General features: G+C 62.5%; 15 protein-coding genes. 9 read left to right on the top strand and 6 right to left on the bottom strand.

Features of this window, described 5'->3' with window-relative positions:
• The first annotated feature begins 27 nt into the window (after positions 1 to 27).
• Positions 28 to 795 (top strand): AraC family transcriptional regulator, encoded by a 768-nt coding sequence (locus P0Y58_09395; GenBank protein ID WEK32387.1) that lies wholly within the window; start codon positions 28 to 30, stop codon positions 793 to 795.
• Between the two features lie 184 nt (positions 796 to 979).
• A complete protein-coding gene (locus P0Y58_09390) occupies positions 980 to 1,870 on the top strand; it encodes a DMT family transporter (GenBank protein WEK32386.1) in 891 nt (296 codons plus the stop codon).
• On the opposite strand, the gene P0Y58_09385 is transcribed toward P0Y58_09390, so the two are convergent.
• A complete protein-coding gene (locus P0Y58_09385; protein WEK32385.1) occupies positions 1,871 to 2,152 on the bottom strand; it encodes a SelT/SelW/SelH family protein in 282 nt (93 codons plus the stop codon). It lies immediately after the preceding gene.
• Positions 2,153 to 2,219: 67 nt separating this feature from the next.
• On the opposite strand from P0Y58_09385, the gene P0Y58_09380 reads away from it, so the two are divergent.
• The gene (locus tag P0Y58_09380; protein ID WEK32384.1) at positions 2,220 to 4,406 is read left to right on the top strand and encodes a patatin-like phospholipase family protein; all 2,187 of its coding nucleotides are present in this window, start codon (positions 2,220 to 2,222) and stop codon (positions 4,404 to 4,406) included.
• A gap of 32 nt (positions 4,407 to 4,438) precedes the next feature.
• On the opposite strand, the gene P0Y58_09375 is transcribed toward P0Y58_09380, so the two are convergent.
• Both P0Y58_09375 and recQ read right to left on the bottom strand, forming a co-directional pair.
• Positions 4,439 to 4,876, bottom strand: a complete 438-nt coding sequence (locus P0Y58_09375) for a MarR family transcriptional regulator (protein ID WEK32383.1) — start codon at positions 4,874 to 4,876, stop codon at positions 4,439 to 4,441.
• 150 nt (positions 4,877 to 5,026) lie between these two features.
• Positions 5,027 to 7,174 (bottom strand): DNA helicase RecQ, encoded by a 2,148-nt coding sequence (gene recQ, locus P0Y58_09370; GenBank protein WEK32382.1) that lies wholly within the window; start codon positions 7,172 to 7,174, stop codon positions 5,027 to 5,029.
• A 247-nt stretch (positions 7,175 to 7,421) separates the two neighbouring features.
• Between recQ and P0Y58_09365 the strand changes: the two genes are divergently transcribed.
• The 3 genes from P0Y58_09365 (at position 7,422) to P0Y58_09355 (ending at position 10,052) form a co-directional block, all read left to right on the top strand.
• Positions 7,422 to 8,009, top strand: a complete 588-nt coding sequence (locus P0Y58_09365) for a YecA family protein (protein WEK32381.1) — start codon at positions 7,422 to 7,424, stop codon at positions 8,007 to 8,009.
• Complete coding sequence (locus tag P0Y58_09360; GenBank protein ID WEK33300.1) at positions 7,969 to 8,382, top strand: YbaN family protein; 414 nt, start codon at positions 7,969 to 7,971, stop codon at positions 8,380 to 8,382. Before P0Y58_09365 ends, P0Y58_09360 begins: the two co-directional genes overlap by 41 nt.
• A gap of 311 nt (positions 8,383 to 8,693) precedes the next feature.
• Complete coding sequence (locus tag P0Y58_09355) at positions 8,694 to 10,052, top strand: TolC family outer membrane protein (protein WEK32380.1); 1,359 nt, start codon at positions 8,694 to 8,696, stop codon at positions 10,050 to 10,052.
• A gap of 42 nt (positions 10,053 to 10,094) precedes the next feature.
• Here the strand turns inward: P0Y58_09355 and P0Y58_09350 are convergent, their stop codons facing one another.
• On the bottom strand, positions 10,095 to 10,694 hold the full coding sequence (locus P0Y58_09350) for a DTW domain-containing protein (protein ID WEK32379.1): 600 nt from the start codon (positions 10,692 to 10,694) through the stop codon (positions 10,095 to 10,097).
• Positions 10,695 to 10,952: 258 nt separating this feature from the next.
• Between P0Y58_09350 and P0Y58_09345 the strand changes: the two genes are divergently transcribed.
• A protein-coding gene (locus P0Y58_09345; GenBank protein WEK32378.1) for an IS3 family transposase occupies positions 10,953 to 12,307 on the top strand; the annotation gives its coding sequence in 2 pieces (ribosomal slippage) (positions 10,953 to 11,445 and positions 11,445 to 12,307; 1,356 coding nt in all).
• Between the two features lie 82 nt (positions 12,308 to 12,389).
• On the opposite strand, the gene P0Y58_09340 is transcribed toward P0Y58_09345, so the two are convergent.
• Positions 12,390 to 13,955: a PAS domain-containing methyl-accepting chemotaxis protein gene (locus tag P0Y58_09340; GenBank protein WEK32377.1), complete on the bottom strand. Its 1,566-nt coding sequence runs from the start codon at positions 13,953 to 13,955 to the stop codon at positions 12,390 to 12,392.
• A gap of 136 nt (positions 13,956 to 14,091) precedes the next feature.
• Entirely contained in the window at positions 14,092 to 14,985 is an 894-nt protein-coding gene (locus tag P0Y58_09335; GenBank protein ID WEK32376.1) for a LysR family transcriptional regulator, read from the bottom strand.
• Between the two features lie 225 nt (positions 14,986 to 15,210).
• Between P0Y58_09335 and speB the strand changes: the two genes are divergently transcribed.
• Positions 15,211 to 16,161 (top strand): agmatinase, encoded by a 951-nt coding sequence (speB, locus tag P0Y58_09330; protein ID WEK32375.1) that lies wholly within the window; start codon positions 15,211 to 15,213, stop codon positions 16,159 to 16,161.
• Between the two features lie 132 nt (positions 16,162 to 16,293).
• Positions 16,294 to 17,673 (top strand): sodium:solute symporter, encoded by a 1,380-nt coding sequence (locus P0Y58_09325; GenBank protein ID WEK32374.1) that lies wholly within the window; start codon positions 16,294 to 16,296, stop codon positions 17,671 to 17,673.
• The last annotated feature ends 28 nt before the right edge of the window (positions 17,674 to 17,701 follow it).

Here is a 17,701-nt window from a genome sequence, read left to right as displayed (position 1 = left end):
TGGGCACCTGCCCTGCGAGGACGCCCCATGACCGCCGGCCCGATCCTTTCGCTGCGCCATTACCGCGACAGCCTGATTGCCCACAGCCACGAACACCCGCAACTGGTGTTCGGCCTGCGCGGCCGCCTGGAGTTCGAGGTGCAGGGGCAAGGCGCCGGGATCGACCGCCAGGGGCTGGTCGTGGTACCTGCAGGCGCACATCACACCTGCGCCAGCGATGGCGGTAGCCACTGCCTGGTGCTTGATGTGCCTGGGGAGCAGTGGCTGCACGAGCATCTGGGCGCGCATGCCGATGCCAGCCGCCGCCTGCTGGACCACCCCGCCGCGCTGGGCCTGGACGAGCGCCAGCAGCAATTGGTGGACTGGCTGGCGGCCAGCCCCATGGACGATCCGCTGATTGCCCGGCAAGGCGCAGCGCTGCTGCTGGCCAGCCTCAACTCCACCGCAGCAGCGAACGTGCGCCCCAGCCAGCGCCTGCCCTATGCAGCCTTCGATGCGCATATCGAGCAGCATGCTGCCTACCCGTTACAGGTCGCTGACCTGGCGCGCGTCGCCGGGCTGTCCAGCGCCCGGCTTCACGCGCGCTTTACTGCCGAATGCGCGATGACGCCAATGGACTACATTCGCCAGCGACGCTTGCTCAAGGCGCGACGACTGGTGGTGCAGACGCGACTACCAATGGGTGAAATTGCCGCGCAAGTGGGGTATGGCTCGCAGAGTGCGTTTTCGGCGGCGATGTTGCGGGCGTTCGGCTGTACGCCTTTGGCGTTGCGGCGAGAGTCTGGCAACAACTGACAGCAGTCTTGCGACAGAATGTGTTTGCCTGTGCCCGTACACTTTGCCTGTGCCGGCCTCTTCGCGGGCACGCCCGCTCCCACGGGTATCGCGCTGCCCTCAAGACCTGTGCAGTACCTGTGGGAGCGGGCGCGCCCGCGAAGAGGCCGGCACAGTCAGTAGAAATCTTGAGCAAGGACCCATCATGAACCACCGCACCGCCCTCGGCGCCCTGCACATTGGCGCGCTGTTCTTCGGCCTCACTGGCGTCTTCGGCAAGCTGGCCGCCACCGCCAGCCCGGCGATCATCGTGTTCGGCCGCGCCGCCTTCGCGGTGCTCGCCCTGGCCCTGTTCGCCAGCCTGACGGGCCCGGGTTGGCAACGCCTGAGCGGCCAGGACATCCGCCGCCTGTTGCTCGGCGGTGTGCTGCTGGCCGGCCACTGGGTCAGCTTTTTTATCGCCGTCAAAGTCGGCGGCGTGGCCATCGCCACCCTCGGTTTCGCCAGCTTTCCGGCCTTCACGGTGATCCTCGAAGGCATGCTGTTCCGCGAGCGTATCCGCCGCAACGAGGCCGTTCTGGTACTGCTGGTCAGCATCGGCCTGGTACTGGTCACGCCGGCCTTCGACCTGGCCAGCGAGGCCACTGGCGGCCTGCTCTGGGCACTGCTGTCGGGGCTGCTGTTCTCGCTGCTGTCGCTCACCAACCGCGCCGGCTCCGGGCGTTTGCCTGCAGTACAGGCAGCGCTGTGGCAAAACCTGGTGGTGGGCCTTTGCCTGCTGCCGTTCGCGGCACCAGGCCTGGCCGGCGTAGCGACCATGGACTGGCTGTGGATCGCCCTGCTCGGCATTTTCTGTACCGCTGTTGCGCACAGCCTGTTCGTCGCCAGCCTGGCGGTGATCAAGGCGCGCACCGCCGCTGTGGTGTTCGGCATGGAGCCGGTCTACGGCATTGCCGTGGCATGGGCAGTATTCGCCGAGACCCCGACCCTGCGCATGCTGCTGGGTGGCGCGCTGATCATCTTCGCCATCGTGCTGTCCAGCCGCATGGCCGCCGAACAACCGCCCAGTCAGCGGCCACTGGCCGAGGGCGCCTGATCAGCGGTCGTTGTGGCCAAGGTCACGCTGCGGGTCGATCTGGTCGCGCACCCGCTGCTTCAACACCTTGGCCTCGGGGAAGCCGCCATCGGCCTTGCGCTCCCAGATCTGCACGCCATTGCAGGTGATACGGAAGATGCCGCCGGTACCCGGCTCCAGTGCGACCCGGCCAAGTTCGTCGGCAAAAGTGCTGAGCAGTTCCTGGGCCAGCCAGGCAGCACGCAGCAGCCACTGGCACTGGGTGCAATATGTGATGACGATTTCGGGCTTGTTGTCAGCCATGCTGAGGCATCTCCAGGTGATGAGCCGCTTATACTAGCGGTCTTTAGCCCACGGTTTGAGACTCACGATGCGCCGTTTGCTGTTCTGTTTCCTGCTTGCCCTCACCGCCCTCACAGCAGCCGCCGCGGAACCTGCAAGGCCCAAGGTCGGCCTGGTGTTGTCGGGTGGTGCAGCCCGTGGCCTGGCCCACATTGGCGTGCTCAAGGCGCTGGAGGAACAGGGCGTGCGCATCGACGCCATCGCCGGTACCAGCATGGGCGCAGTGATCGGCGGGCTTTACGCCTCTGGCTACAGTGTCGAAGAGTTGGAAAAGCTCGCCACCACCCTCGACTGGCAACAGGCGCTGTCCGATGCCCCACCGCGCAAGGACGTGCCGTTCCGGCGCAAACAGGATGACCGCGACTTCCTGGTCAAGCAGAAGCTCAGCTTTCGCGACGACGGCAGCCTGGGCTTGCCGCTGGGGGTAATCCAGGGCCAGAACCTGGCACTGCTGCTGGAAAGCAAACTGGCGCACACCGCCGATACCCGCGACTTCGACAAGCTGCCCATCCCCTTCCGTGCAGTCGCCACGGATATCGCCAGTGGCGAAAAGGTGGTGTTCCGCCGTGGCCACCTGCCCCAGGTGATCCGCGCCAGCATGTCGATCCCTGCCGTTTTCGCGCCGGTCGAACTGGATGGCCGCTTGCTGGTAGACGGTGGCATGGTCGACAACATCCCGGTGGACGTGGCCCGCGAAATGGGCGTGGACCTGGCCATCGTGGTCGACATCGGCACGCCGTTGCGTGACCGCAAGCAACTGGCCACAGTGGTCGATGTGCTCAACCAGTCGATCACCCTGATGACCCGGCGCAATTCGGAAGAACAACTGGCCAGCCTGCACCGTGACGATATCCTCATCCAGCCATCGCTGACCGCGTTTGGCGTGACCGACTTCGGCCGTGCCCGGGAAATGATCGACGCCGGTTACCGGGCCACCCGGCTGCTCGACCCGCGCTTTGCCGCCCTGCGCCAGCCCGAGGGTGACAGCGACCTGGCCGTGGCCCGGTCACCACGCCAGCGCACGCCAGTGATTACCGCGATCCGGATCGAGAACGACTCCAAGGTCAGCGACGACGTGATCCGCTCGTACATTCGCCAGCCGCTGGATGCGCCGCTGGAACTCGACCGTTTGCAGACCGACATGGGCACGCTGTACGGCCTGGACTACTTCGACCGGGTGCAGTACCGCGTGGTGCACAAGGGTACCGACAATACCTTGGTGATCAACGCCCGCGGCCGGCGCGGCGGCACCGATTACCTGCGTCTGGGCCTGAATCTGTCGGACGACTTGCGCGGTGACAGCGCCTTCAACCTGGGCGCCAGCTACCGGGTCAATGGCATCAACAGCCTGGGTGCCGAGTGGCTGACCCGTGGCCAGATCGGCGACCAGCAAGAACTGTACAGCGAGTTTTACCAGCCACTGGACGTGGGTTCGCGCTACTTCATTGCGCCGTACCTGGACTTCAGCTCACAGAACATCGAAGCCACCCTGGACAACGACCCTGTCGCCGAGTACCGCCTGGAGCGCTACGGCTTTGGCCTGAACGTCGGGCGGCAGATTGGCACCAACGGTGAAGTGCGCCTGGGCGTGGGCAAGGCCTGGGGCGAGGCCGAGGTGCGCATTGGCGACCAGGACCTGCCCAAGGTCAGCTTCAACGAAGGATTTTATGAACTGAAGTACTCGTTCGACACCCTCGACAACGTGTACTTCCCGCACAGCGGTGAGGACATTGGCCTGACCTTGCGCAAATATGACAAGTCGCTGGACTCCGACCAGGATTACCGGCAGTGGCTGTTTAACCTGGACAAGGCCATCAGCAGCGGGCCGAACACCTTCGTGCTGGGTGGGCGCTACGGGCGCACGCTGGATGACACCGAAGTGGTGACGTCGAGTTTCGTGATGGGCGGAGCGCGGGAGTTGTCAGGCTTCCGGCAGGACTCGGTGTCGGGGCAGAACGTGAGCCTGATGCGGGTGGTCTATTACCGCCGCCTGACGCCACGGGCCTATGTGCCGCTGGACTTCCCGCTGTACATCGGCGGGTCGCTTGAGCGCGGGCGGGCATGGAACAACGACAACGAATTTGACAGCGGCTATATCAATGCGGCGAGCATCTTCCTGGGGCTGGAGACGCCGCTGGGGCCGCTGAACTTTACGTATGGCGCCAACAGTGCGCATGAACAGGCGGTGTACCTGAATCTGGGGCATACCTTCTAAATACTGGGGCCGTTTTGCGGCCCCTATGGCCCTCAGGATTTTTCCAGGTTGGCCAGAATCTTCGCATGCACGCGCATGCACACCTGCAGGTCGGCCTCGTCCACCCCGGTAAACAGCTCGATGCGCAACTGGTTGGCGATGGTCTCGATCTGCTCGATCAGCGGCTTGGCCGGTGGGCACAGCGCAATCTTCTTCGCCCGCCGATCTTCCAGCACCGCCTGCCGACGCACTAGCCCTTGCGCCTCCAGGCTATCGAGCAGCCGCGCCAGGGTCGGGCCTTCTACGCCCACGCTCTGGGCCAGCTCACGCTGGGTCGGGGCTTCTTCGAAGCGTGCCAGGTGCAGCAACACCAGCCAGCGCGCCTGGGACAGGTTGAGCCCGGCCAGGCGGCGGTCCAGCTCGGCACGCCAGCCCCGGGACATCTGGGCCAGCTGCATGCCGAAGCGGTGTTGGTTGTCGGTCAGGGGCATAAGTAACTCATTGAACAGATCTAATTATTAGGCAGCTAACCATGCCCCGCCCCACGAGGCAAGGCTCGCGCACCCTTCATTGTCCGATAATCGTCAAAAAGCATGACAAAGGTCAGCAGATGGCGGTTCTGCCCTCGAACCGCGTGCCCGTCACATCTCGAATTCGGCCGCCAGCGCCGCACGCACGCAGTACAGCACACCTTCCGGCACCCGCGCGCCGAACTGCGGCGCAATGGCAGACACCGGCGGTAGCTCGCCCTCGCCATCGAGGAAGGCGTCCTGCACTTCCATCAGCAGGTCTTCCGGCAAGTCGAGGGCCTGGTCCAGGCTCAGCTCCTGTCGCCCCAGTGCCTCGGCCAGCAGGCTGTATACGTTCTTTTCGCTGCAGTTGAGCTGCCCGGCAATTTGCGCCGGGGTCATGCCGGCGCGGGCCAGGCTGACCAGTTCGTGGCGCAGGTCGAGCACCACTTTCGGCGCCTCGTCGGTGCCACCGCTGTTGTTCAGCACCTCGAGGAACGCCTGGCCATAGCGCTCCAGCTTGCGCGCACCCACGCCACTGACCTGGCCCATGTCGCTGAGGCTGACCGGCTGGCTGCGCAGCATCTCCAGCAACGTCGAGTCGGGGAAGATGACATAGGGCGGCACGCTGTGTTCTTCGGCCAGCTTGCGGCGCAGAGTGCGCAACGCCTCCCACAGCTCGCGCTCTTCGGCACGCACCAGCTGGCTGGCCGGGCTGCCGCCGCCGGACGACGAGGCCTTGGCCGTGGTCTGCGGCTTGAGGTCACGACGCAGTTGCAAGGTCACCTCGCCGCGCAGCAGCGGCCGGCAGCTGTCGGACAGGCGCAGGCCGCCGTAACCTTCCAGGTCGATGTCGACCAGGCCACGCGCCACCAACTGGCGGAACAGCGAACGCCACTCGACCTCGGCCAGGCCCTTGCCCACGCCAAAAACCGAAAGCTTCTCGTGGCCGAAATTGCGCACCTTTTCGTTGTCCTTCCCCAACAACACATCAACCAGGTGGCCGACCCCATAGCGCTGGCCTGTGCGGAACACCGCCGACAGTGCCTGACGGGCCGGCTCGGTGGCGTCCCAGGTCTGGATGTTGTCGACACAGTTGTCGCAATGCCCGCACGGCTGTTCGAGGGTTTCGTCGAAATAGGCCAGCAGCGACTGGCGACGGCAACGGGTTTCTTCGCACAGCGCCAGCATGGCGTCGAGCTTGTGCTGCTCAATGCGTTTGTGGCGCTCATCACCTTCGGAGTTCTGCAGCATCTGCTTGAGCATGACCATGTCCTGCAGGCCGTAGGCCATCCAGGCATCGGATGGCAGGCCGTCACGGCCGGCACGGCCGGTTTCCTGGTAATAGGCCTCAAGCGACTTGGGCAGGTCGAGGTGGGCAACAAAGCGCACGTTGGGCTTGTCGATGCCCATGCCAAAGGCAATGGTGGCAACCATGATCAGCCCTTCCTCGTTGAGGAAGCGGTGCTGGTTGGCAGACCGCGTTTCAGCGGCCAGGCCGGCGTGATACGGCAATGCCGGGAAGCCCTGATCACAGAGGAAGGCAGCGGTTTCGTCGACCTTCTTGCGCGACAGGCAGTAAACGATGCCGGCGTTGCCGCGGCGCTCGCCAAGGAAGGCCATCAGCTGCTTGCGCGGCGCCTCTTTGGGCACGATGCGATAGAAGATGTTGGGCCGGTCAAAGCTCGACAGGAAGCGCTCGGCGCCTTGCAGGTGCAGGCGCTGGACGATCTCTTCGCGGGTGCGCATGTCGGCGGTGGCGGTAAGCGCAATGCGCGGCACATGCGGGAACAGTTCGGCCAACTGCCCCAGTTGCAGATATTCGGGGCGGAAATCGTGGCCCCATTGCGATACGCAGTGGGCCTCGTCGATGGCGAACAGCGAAATGTCCAGGTCACGCAGGAAGTCGAGCATGCGCGGCTGCACCAGGCGTTCCGGCGCCAGGTACAGCATCTTCACTTCGCCACGGCGCAGGCGCCCGGCCAGTTCACGCTGCTGCTCGGCATTCAGCGTGGAGTTCAGCGCGGCGGCGGCCACACCCAGCTCGTCGAGCGTGGCGACCTGGTCATCCATCAGCGCGATCAGCGGCGAGACCACCACCGTCAAGCCCGGGCGCAGCAGCCCCGGCACCTGGAAACACAGCGACTTGCCGCCACCGGTAGGCATCAGCACCAGAGCATCGCCGCCATTGGCCACGCATTCGATGATTGCTGCCTGGCGCCCACGGAAACTGTCGTAGCCGAAGATATCCTTGAGAACGCGCTGAGCCTGTTCGAGCATGTGCAACTCCACAAATCGCCGTACCATCCTGGATACAGGCTGGACGAAAAACCCGCCCCGCACACGCCGAATGCGTAAGCGGTTTTTACCAGGCAGCGGGTACAAGCCTGCCCCAGGGTGAAAAATGGCGGAGTATACCGCAGCGCTGCATTGCGCAGGGCACCGCGGCGATAGACGTTCCCTTTGCCCCGCCGTCGCTGCAAGGTGCTAGAATTCGTTATCGTTTATTCACCAAGGTAGCCCCGTAATGTCCTTCGCCGAGCAACTGACCCGCCTGCAAGCCTTCCTCGACGCCGACGAGCTGCATGAAGAAGCGCTGGACTACGTCGCCGCCCACGGCTACCTCACCGCCCTGTCGATCAACGCCGAAGAAGTGCCCGAGCGCGAGTGGATCGATGCCCTGTTCGCCGAAGAGCCGCACTACGCCAGCGAGGCCCAGCGCACCGAAATCGAAGCTACCTTGGTGGCACTGAAAGCGCACATCGCCCGCCAGCTGGCCAGCGACGAAGAATTCGACCTGCCATGCGAACTCGACCTGACCGACGAGCCGGACGATTCCGACCTGCGCGGCTGGTGCATCGGCTTCATGGAAGGCGTGTTCCTGCGTGAAGAGGCATGGTTCGAGAACGCCGAAGAAGAAGTCAGCGAAATGCTGCTGCCGATCATGGTTGGCTCGGGCCTGTTCGACGAACAGCCAGAGTTCGCCGACATTGCCAGCAATGCCAACCTGCAGGACGATATGATCGTACAGATCCCCGAGGCGCTGAGCGCGTTGTTCCTGCTGCTGCACGCGCCTGACGAAAAGCCGGCGCTGCTCAAGCCACGCCACCACTAAGTCGCCTGTGCGCTACCTGCTGCTGGCCATCGGCTGGCTCAGCGTTGCGCTGGGGGTGTTGGGAATCTTCCTCCCGGTATTGCCCACCACCCCGTTCCTGCTATTGGCGACAGCCTGCTTTGCCCGCAGTTCGCCGCGCTTTCACCACTGGCTGGTCCATCACCCCAAGCTCGGGCCATGGATCAGCGACTACCTCAGTGGTGAAGGCATCCCCCTCAAGGGCAAGGTCTACGCCATCGGCCTGATGTGGGCCAGCATTGGTCTGTCGTGCTATCTGGTGCCTCTGTTCTGGGCGCGCGCCTTCATGTTGACCAGTGCGGTGCTGGTAAGCCTGTATATCGTCAGACAGAAAACCCTGCACAGGCCAAAGTGACATTTTTTTGTCGCCAAATATCACTTTCGCCTAACTCGCGTTTTCTTTATCGGAAATAGTTCTGGAACCGTATAAAAGCCTTGTATCCTCTGGCTTTGGTGGCTTCCACCCTGCTTACCAAGATCATTTGGCGCGATCCTTGTTAGACAATATATGTCTTATGTGGCAATTTGATATGAATAAATCTTCTTATCTATCGCGTTGAATGTACTTAGCTGTGTTGTTAAAAACCTGCAACACTATACGCGATAACTTTATCGTCATTTTTTTGGCGAGCAGCAGGATCAATTCCAGGATCAGGGAGATGTACCATGCGCGTTTTGAACCCCATCACCAGTGCATTACTGTTGGCCCTGGCGAGTGCCAACGTACAGGCGATGTCGATCACCGAGGCCGTCCAGAGCGCCGTGGACTACCACCCGCAGGTCAGCTCCAACCGTAACAGCAAGCTCTCGGCTGATGAAGACGTGAAGTTTGCGCGTGGTGGCTACTACCCTTCCGTGGATTTGGTCGCCGGCTATGGCCGTCAGCGTTCGGACAACTCCACGACGCGTGCCGAGGGTAACCACAACAAGGAAACCCTGAACTACACCCAGTCCGAGCTGCGCCTGCGGCAGATGATATTCGACGGCTTCAACACGTCGAATGAAGTGGGCCGCACCGAGGCAGTCTCCACCTCCCGCGCCTACTACACCCAGGCCGTGGCCCAGGATGTTGCCCTGCGTGCGACCGAGGTGTACCTGGAAGTGCTCAAGCGCCGCGAACTGGTGACCCTGGCCAAGAACAACCTGCAGGCCCACCTGCGCGTCAACGACCAGATCGGCCTGCGTAACGAGCGCGGCGTCGGCAGCACCGCCGACCTTGACCAGTCCCGCGCACGTCGCGCCCTGGCAGAAAACAACCTGGATACCGCCGAGGTCGACCTGGCCGATGCCGAGGCCAACTTCTTCAGCGTGGTCGGCCGTGCCCCGGACGAGCTGGAAAGCCCGGCGACCATCAAGGGCGAGGTGCCTGAAAGCCTCGATGGTGCGCGCGACAGCATGCGCCAGAACAACCCCTACATCAAATCTGCCCAGGCAGACGTCAACGCCGCCGAGCAGCAATACGAAGTCGGCAAGTCGACCTTCTATCCGCGCTTCGACGCCATTCTGGCTACCGGTGCCAACAACAACACCGGCGGCGAGAAAGGCCACAGCAACAACGACTGGCAGGCCGGTGTAGAGATGAACTACAACCTGTTCCGCGGCGGCAGCGACAAGGCCCGCCTGCAGTCTGACGCACACAAGATCAACCAGGCGCTGGACATCCGCAACAACGCCCTGCGTGAGCTGACCGAAAACCTGAGCCTGGCGTGGAACGCCATGAACAACGCCAGCAAGCAGCTGCCGACCGCGCGCGAATACGCCGAAACCACCAAACGCGTGCGTGCCGCCTACCAGGACCAGTTCGGCCTGGGTCAGCGTACCCTGCTGGACGTGCTCGACAGTGAGAACGAGCTGTACAACGCAGACCGCCGCTACACCGAGGTACGCTACACCGAGGAGTTCTCGCGCTACCGCGTGCTGGCGACCATGGGTGAGCTGCTGAGCAAACAGCGTATTTCGCTGCCGCCAGAGGCGCTGGCTACCAGCGAAGTGCGCACCGATGCGCACCTGCCTGAGATGCGTTGATCGGATGTGAGATTGCCGGGGCCGCTTTGCGGCCCCCGGCTGTCAGTTGGTTCCATGGTTACGCTGGAATGTCTCTACACCCATCGCGCTGATCTGCCCCTCGATCAATGCCTCGAACGGCGCCAGCAACGCGACGAAGCAGGCCGGCTGCTCAAGCGCATTCAAAGCCCCCACCACCGCCTCGATCGTCGACAACGCCCCCGCTTCCGGCGCCTTGCGCAGCCGATAACGCGATGGCGCGACAGCCCCCAACGTCACCCGCGGCAACGCCTCCAGCAACGGATTCAGGTACAGCAGCTTGCGCGCCTTGCGCCAAGTGCCGTCGGGCACGATCAACATCAACGGTTTGTCGCTCGCCTCGCCATACGCCGTCAGCACCTGGGCGTCGTCGCCGGGGAACAACAGCACCGGCCGGTAGCCGGGTGTTGCGAGAAGCAGCGCCAAGTCATCGAACACCTCACCTACCCGCAGCTCGGCGTTGTTCAGGCCAAGGGCAGCAAGGCGCGCGGTATTCAGGGCGTGGGCGGTTTCACTGGGGTGCTGCAGCAGGATGACGCGGGTACGGCTGTCGAGCGCGGGAATCAGTGGGCAGAGGCAATGGTCGAGCGGGCGCTGACAGCGCTCGCAGCGGGGTCTGGGCATGGGGTTCTCCTTGGCGAGAACAGTTTGCCACAGAACCGGGGCCCGCTTTGCGGGCCATTCGCAGGCAAGCCAGCTCCCACAGGGATCGCATCAGGGCTTACAGGTGTTTGCCATAAGATATGCAGCGAACACTTGGCAACCCTGATGCCATTGCCAGAAACCATAGAATCTCCCACAGGTACTGCACAAGGCTCAGGCCTGTGGTGATCTGGACTGCCCCCAAGAAGTTGGACAAAAAATCCAACCCTTGGGGGACCTATGGGCAAATACACAGAGCAGTTCAAGCTCACAGCCGTCTCAGCCTACCTGGATGGCAATAATGGCTTCCGAAAGGTAGCCCAGCATTTCGATGTTGATTTCAGCCTGCTCCGCCGGTGGGTTTCCAGCCATCAGAGCGAATCCAGCCTTTCTTCACGCTCACATGGGCGGCGTTATGACGACGATTTCAAGCGACAGGTGCTGAGCTACATGCACGAACATCGCCTTTCCATGCGGCAAACCGCAGCACATTTTGGCCTCGGTCAATCATCGCAGATAGGCAGCTGGCAGCGGCAGTACTACAGTGGTGACCCTATAGCCCCTGTCGACCGCCAGAAAAAGCCGATCAAAGTGCCGAAGAAGATCAAACCAGCAAAACCCACAAATACTGACGATTCGCAAAAGCCCCGAGACCAGCTGATGGCGGAGCTCGAATATCTGCGCATGGAGAACGCTGTCTTAAAGGAGCTCAAGGCTTTGCGAGAGGAAAAGGAACGAATGTCGGGGAAAAAGTCCTGATCGTTTCGAGGCTCAAGCCTAGATTCCCTTTGCCTGACCTGCTGCGTCTGGTCGGGCTGGCTCGCAGTACCTTTTACTATCAGGTGCAAGCTCAGCAGAAGCCGGACAAATATGCCGAGCTTAAAGAGCAGATTCAGCAGGTCTATCGCAAAGAGAAAGGGCGTTACGGCTATCGACGCGTTGCACTCGTGATCAGAAAAGGTGGGGTACTGGTCAACAAGAAGGTCATCGAGAGGCTGATGGCTGCCCTGGGTCTGCAGTCACTGGTGCGACCTAAGAAGTATCAGTCGTACCGAGGTGTTGTTGGCAAGATAGCGCCGAATCTGCTGGAGCGAAATTTCGTTGCCCAGCGTCCTAATCAGAAATGGGTGAGTGACGTAACTGAGTTCAAAGTGGCTGAACAGAAGCTCTATCTTTCGCCTGTGATGGATTTGTACAACGGAGAAATCATCGCTTACGAGACGGCGAGTCGCCCTCAGTACAGCCTGGTTGGGAACATGCTCGACAAGGCACTCAAAACCTTGGGAGAAAAGCCGAAGCTGGTGCTCCACACCGACCAGGGCTGGCAGTACCAGCAGGGTCAGTATCGCCACCAGCTGCGCAGTCGTGGGGTGAAACAGAGCATGTCTCGTAAAGGCAATTGCCTAGACAATGCAGCTATGGAAAGCTTCTTCGGCACGCTCAAGTCAGAATTTTTCTACCTCAAGCGTTTCGAGAGTATTGATGAATTGAAAGCGGGCCTGGATGAGTACATTCACTACTACAACCATGACCGCATCAAGCTAAGGCTCAATGGCCTGAGCCCTGTCGAGTACAGGACCCAGGCGGCAGCATAGAACTGTCCAACTTTTGGGGGGCAGTCCAATCCTGTGGGAGCTGGCTTGCCTGCGAATGGGCCGCAAGGCGGCCCCAGCGATCTCAGCGGTTGAAGCGCTCCGCCAGGCTGTGCAGGTACTCCGCCATGCGCTCCAGGTCCTGGCTGATTTCGGCCCCCTGCCTGGCCTGCCCGGCACTCTGGTCACACAGCTGGGCAATCCTCACGATTTGCTGGTTGATGTCTTCGGCCACATGGCTTTGCTGCTCCGACGCCGTCGCCATCTGCTGGCTCATGCCGGTGATGCGGCTGACCGCCTGGGCAATCCCGCTCAATGCCGCCTGCACGGCCTCGACGCTGTGCACACTGTCCCGCGAGATCTGCTCACCCCGGTTGGCAGTGCTCACCGCCCGCTCCGCCCCCGCGCGCAGCGAGGCAATGATGTGGTGAATCTCGTCGGTCGATGCACGGGTACGCTGGGCCAGCGAGCGCACTTCATCGGCCACCACGGCAAACCCCCTCCCCTGCTCACCCGCGCGCGCAGCCTCGATGGCGGCGTTGAGCGCCAACAGGTTGGTCTGCTCGGCAATCGAGGTAATCACGTCGACCACGCTGCCGATAGACTGGGTCTGCTCCGCCAGGGCATTGACCGCCTGGCCGATGTCGCTGACGGCATCACTCATGCTGCCCATGGCCTTGAGGCTCTGCAGCGCCAGTTCGCTGCCATGCTGCGCCAGCTGGTCGGCATCGCCGGCCGCATGCGCCGTGCTCTGCACATTGTGGGTGACCTCCTGAATGGTCGCTGCCATCTGCGCAATGGCCGTGGCCGACTGGTCGGTCTCGCTACGCTGGCGGTCGAGCATCTGCGCCTGGGCATCGGACAGGTCGGACGACTGCGCAGCCCGCGACTTCACCCCGACCCCGGCGTCCACCAGGCGGGTCAGGGCCGTTTGCAAGCGGGCTTCCTCGCTGATGATGGCCAGGTCAAGCTGCCCCTGCAGGCCCGGGTTGTCGCTGTAGGTGAGCGCCACCAGCGGGCTGGTGAAGGCCTTGGGATGCTCGGCCAAGGTGCGGCGGATAGCCTGATTTTGCCGATGCTCGACCAGGTACCAGGCCAACAGCTGGCTGGCCATCAGCACGCCGAGCGCTGCATAGACCGGCAGCCACAGGTAACCGGCCGCCGACAGCAGGCCCGCGCCGATCAACGGCCAGCCATGGGCCAACCCATGCCCCAGCCGGGCCGCCCAAGGCACGGCAGCACGGTCGGCGCGCAGGCGGGCATACAGTGCCTCGGCGCGGCGGATCTGCTCGCGCGTGGGCACCGAGCGCACTGACTCGTAACCACTGATGCGGCCCTGCTCGTAGACCGCCGTGACGTAGGCACTGACCCAGTAGTAGTCGCCGTTCTTTGCGCGGTTCTTGACCACCCCCATCCACGGTTTGCCTTGCTTGATCGTCTCCCACATATGCCCGAACACCGATGGCGGCATGTCCGGGTGGCGCACCAGGTTGTGCGGTTGGCCGACCAGCTCGTCGTAGGTAAAACCGCTGATCGCCACGAAAGCCTCATTGCAGTAAGTGATACGGCTATTGAGGTCAGTCGTGGAAATCAGGCGTTGATCGCTTGAGAAGGTTCTTTCGTGCTCAGTGACGGGCAAATTCATGCGCATCGGGGCGATCCTTGCAGGATGAAATAAGGGGAAAATCATCAGCGCAAGTTGATATGTAGCAGAGCGCTATCAGGTTAGCGGTCGGCTTTTGCCGGAATTTAACGCCGCCCGACGGAATGCATGAATGCGTTGTTTCTCAGCCCACATTCAACTGGCTTTTCAGCAGGTCGCGGAAGGTCTGGATCAGAGGTTCACGGCTGCGCCCACGGCGAACGATCAGCGAAAACGGTGCCTGATAGCCAAAGGTCGATGGCGACAGCACGCGCAAGTCGCCCTTGTCGACCCAGGCCTGGGCATAGTGCTCTGGCAGGTAGCCGATATAGGCGCCGGACAGGATCAGGATCAACTGCGCTTCCATACTCTCCACCGTCGCCGCGCTGTGCTTGAAGCCATGCCGGGCCAGCTCGGCCTGGCTCCAGTAGCCGCGCCCGACCATGCGTTGCTGGGTCACCACCTGCTCAGGGATACGCCGCTCGGTGAACAATGGGTGGCGGCTGCTGCAGTACAGCCAGTGCTGTTCACGGTACAACGGCTGGTAAAGCAGGCCGCTCATGCGTGAAGAGAACGCACCAATGGCCAGGTCCAGGCGGTTGTCCTGCACGCCCAGTTGCAGCTCGTACGGGCTGGACACCGACAGGTGCAGGTGCACCGCCGGGTGCTCCTGGCTGTAGGCGCCGATGGCTTCGGCCAACGGCAAGGCCCGGTCACCGACCGTGGAGTCGATAACCCCGAGGTTGAGGGTGCCCCGCAACTCGCCCTTGAGGGCAGCCGCGTACTGCTCGAAGCCATCCATTTCGGCCAGCAGCCGCAGGGTTTCCTGGTGGAACAACTCGCCCTTGCTGGTCAGGCTGAAACCGCCGCGGCCGCGGTGGCACAGCACGATGCCCAAGGCGCCCTCCAACTGGCTCATATAGGTACTGATGGCCGAGGTCGACAGGTTCAGCTCGCGCTGCGCGTTGGCGAAGCCCTGGTGGCGCGCCACGCTGACAAAGATGCGCAGCAGTTTCAGGTCGGGCAAGGTCGAGGCCATGGTGCAACGGTTCCGCAAGGGTATTTGCGCGCAGTCTAACCGCTCTGCCGGCCTTTAGTTCAGAAATTCCTGAACTAAGTATTTGTCGGTAGCGATTCTTCCCCGGCACTACCTTGAGCAGACTTGGCCGAAATGTCCCTGCCCGCCGGCTGATCCACACTTGAGAGGCGCGCGGCGGCACAGGTTCGAACAAACACAACAATCGACCGACTGATGAGGCCCACCGTGGACAAGACTCTCCACCAACCACTGGGCGGCAACGAAATGCCGCGTTTCGGCGGCATCGCCACCATGCTCCGTCTTCCCCACCTGCAAAGCGCCCAAGGCCTGGATGCTGCCTTCATCGGCGTACCGCTGGACATCGGTACTTCGCTGCGCTCCGGCACCCGCTTCGGCCCGCGGCAGATCCGCGCCGAGTCGGTGATGATCCGCCCGTACAACATGGCCACCGGTGCCGCCCCGTTCGACTCGCTGTCGGTTGCCGACATCGGTGACGTGGCAATCAACACCTTCAACCTGCTGGACGCCGTGCGCATCATCGAAGAAGCGTATGACGAGATCGTCGAGCACAATGTCATCCCGATGACCCTGGGCGGCGACCACACCATCACCCTGCCGATCCTGCGTGCCCTGCACAAGAAGCATGGCAAGATCGGCCTGGTACACATCGACGCCCATGCCGACGTCAACGACCACATGTTCGGCGAGAAGATCGCCCACGGCACCACCTTCCGCCGCGCCGTGGAAGAAGGCCTGCTCGATTGCGACCGCGTGGTACAGATTGGCCTGCGCGCCCAGGGCTACACCGCCGATGACTTCAACTGGAGCCGTCGCCAGGGCTTTCGTGTCGTCCAGGCCGAAGAATGCTGGCACAAGTCGCTGGAGCCATTGATGGCCGAAGTACGGGAAAAGGTCGGTGGCGGCCCGGTTTACCTGTCGTTCGACATCGACGGCATCGACCCGGCCTGGGCACCTGGCACCGGCACCCCGGAAATTGGCGGCTTGACCACCATCCAGGCAATGGAGATCATTCGCGGCTGCCACGGCCTGGACCTGATCGGCTGTGACCTTGTCGAGGTCTCCCCGCCTTACGACACCACCGGCAACACCTCGCTGCTCGGTGCCAACCTGCTGTTCGAAATGCTCTGCGTGCTGCCTGGCGTAGTGCGTCGCTAATACCGCTACACCCCGGCAGAAGCCATCAGGGAGGGCCACTGAGGCCCGCCAACACACAACAAGACCGCCGGGCGCCGTGCAACCGCCCGCGTGGTCGATCTCGCCATAATAAAGATAATCGGGAGACCCCCAATGGCCTTGGACATCATTGTTGTAATGATCTACACCGCAGGCATGCTCGGGCTTGGCTGGTACGGCATGCGACGCGCAAAAACCCATGAAGACTACCTGGTAGCCGGGCGCAACCTCGGCCCGGTGCTGTACATGGGCACCATGGCCACCACCGTGCTGGGTGGTGCTTCCACCGTCGGCACCGTGCGCCTGGGCTACGTCCACGGCATCTCCGGCTTCTGGCTGTGCGCAGCCCTGGGCCTGGGTATCATCGCCATCAACCTGTTCCTGGCCAAACCACTGCTGCGCCTGCGCATCTTCACCGTCACCCAGGTGCTTGAGCAACGCTACAACCCCACCGCACGCCAGGCCAGCGCCGTGATCATGCTGGCTTACGCGCTGATGATCGGCGTCACCTCGACACTGGCCATGGCCACCGTATTGCAGGTGCTGCTGGATTTGCCGTTCTGGGCTTCGCTGATGCTCGGCGGCGGTGTGGTGGTGCTGTACTCCACCATTGGCGGCATGTGGTCGCTGACCCTGACCGACATTGTCCAGTTCGTGATCAAGACCGTCGGCCTGATGTTCATCCTGTTGCCGGTATGCCTGTACAAGGCCGGTGGCTGGGACACTCTGGTGGCCAAATTGCCCGCAGCCAGCTTCCAGCTGACGACCATTGGCTGGGACACCATCATCACCTACTTCCTGATCTACTTCTTCGGCATCCTCATTGGCCAGGATATCTGGCAGCGGGTGTTCACCGCCCGTGACGAAAAGGTCTGCCAGCGTGCCGGTACCGTTGCCGGTGTGTACTGTGTGGTGTACGGCCTGGCCTGCGCGGCCATCGGTATGGCCGCACATGTGCTGATGCCCGACCTGGCCAACCCGAACAACGCCTTTGCCGAAATGATCAAGAGCACCCTGCCCGATGGCATCCGTGGCCTGCTGATGGCTGCAGCCCTGGCGGCCATGATGTCCACCGCAAGTGCTGGCCTGCTGGCCGCCTCGACCACCATCACTGAAGACCTGCTGCCCAAGCTGCGCGGCGGCAAGCAGTCGAGCCTGGGCATGAGCCGCCTGTTCACCCTGCTCACCGGCCTGGTGGTGCTGGGTATCGCGCTGGTGGTGAACGATGTGATCAACGCCCTGACCCTGGCCTACAACCTGCTGGTCGGCGGCATGCTGATCCCGCTGATCGGGGCGATCTTCTGGAAGCGCGCGACCACTGCCGGGGCGATTGCCAGCATGTCGCTGGGCTTTGCCACCGCGCTGCTGTTCATGTTCAAGGACGGGCTGGAGGCCAATACGCCGATCTACTACAGCCTGGCGATTGGCTTGGCGAGCTTTGTTGTGGTTAGCCTGATGTCCCGCAAATCTGTGGCTGCGGTAAAACTGGCCTGATCCATAGCCTGTTCTGACAGACACAAAA

It is taken from the genome of Candidatus Pseudomonas phytovorans, assembly GCA_029202525.1.
In the GTDB taxonomy this organism is placed as follows: Bacteria; Pseudomonadota; Gammaproteobacteria; order Pseudomonadales; family Pseudomonadaceae; genus Aquipseudomonas; species Aquipseudomonas phytovorans.
The sequence above is the reverse complement of the archived record's forward strand: the minus strand, read 5'-3'. Positions and strand labels throughout refer to the sequence as shown.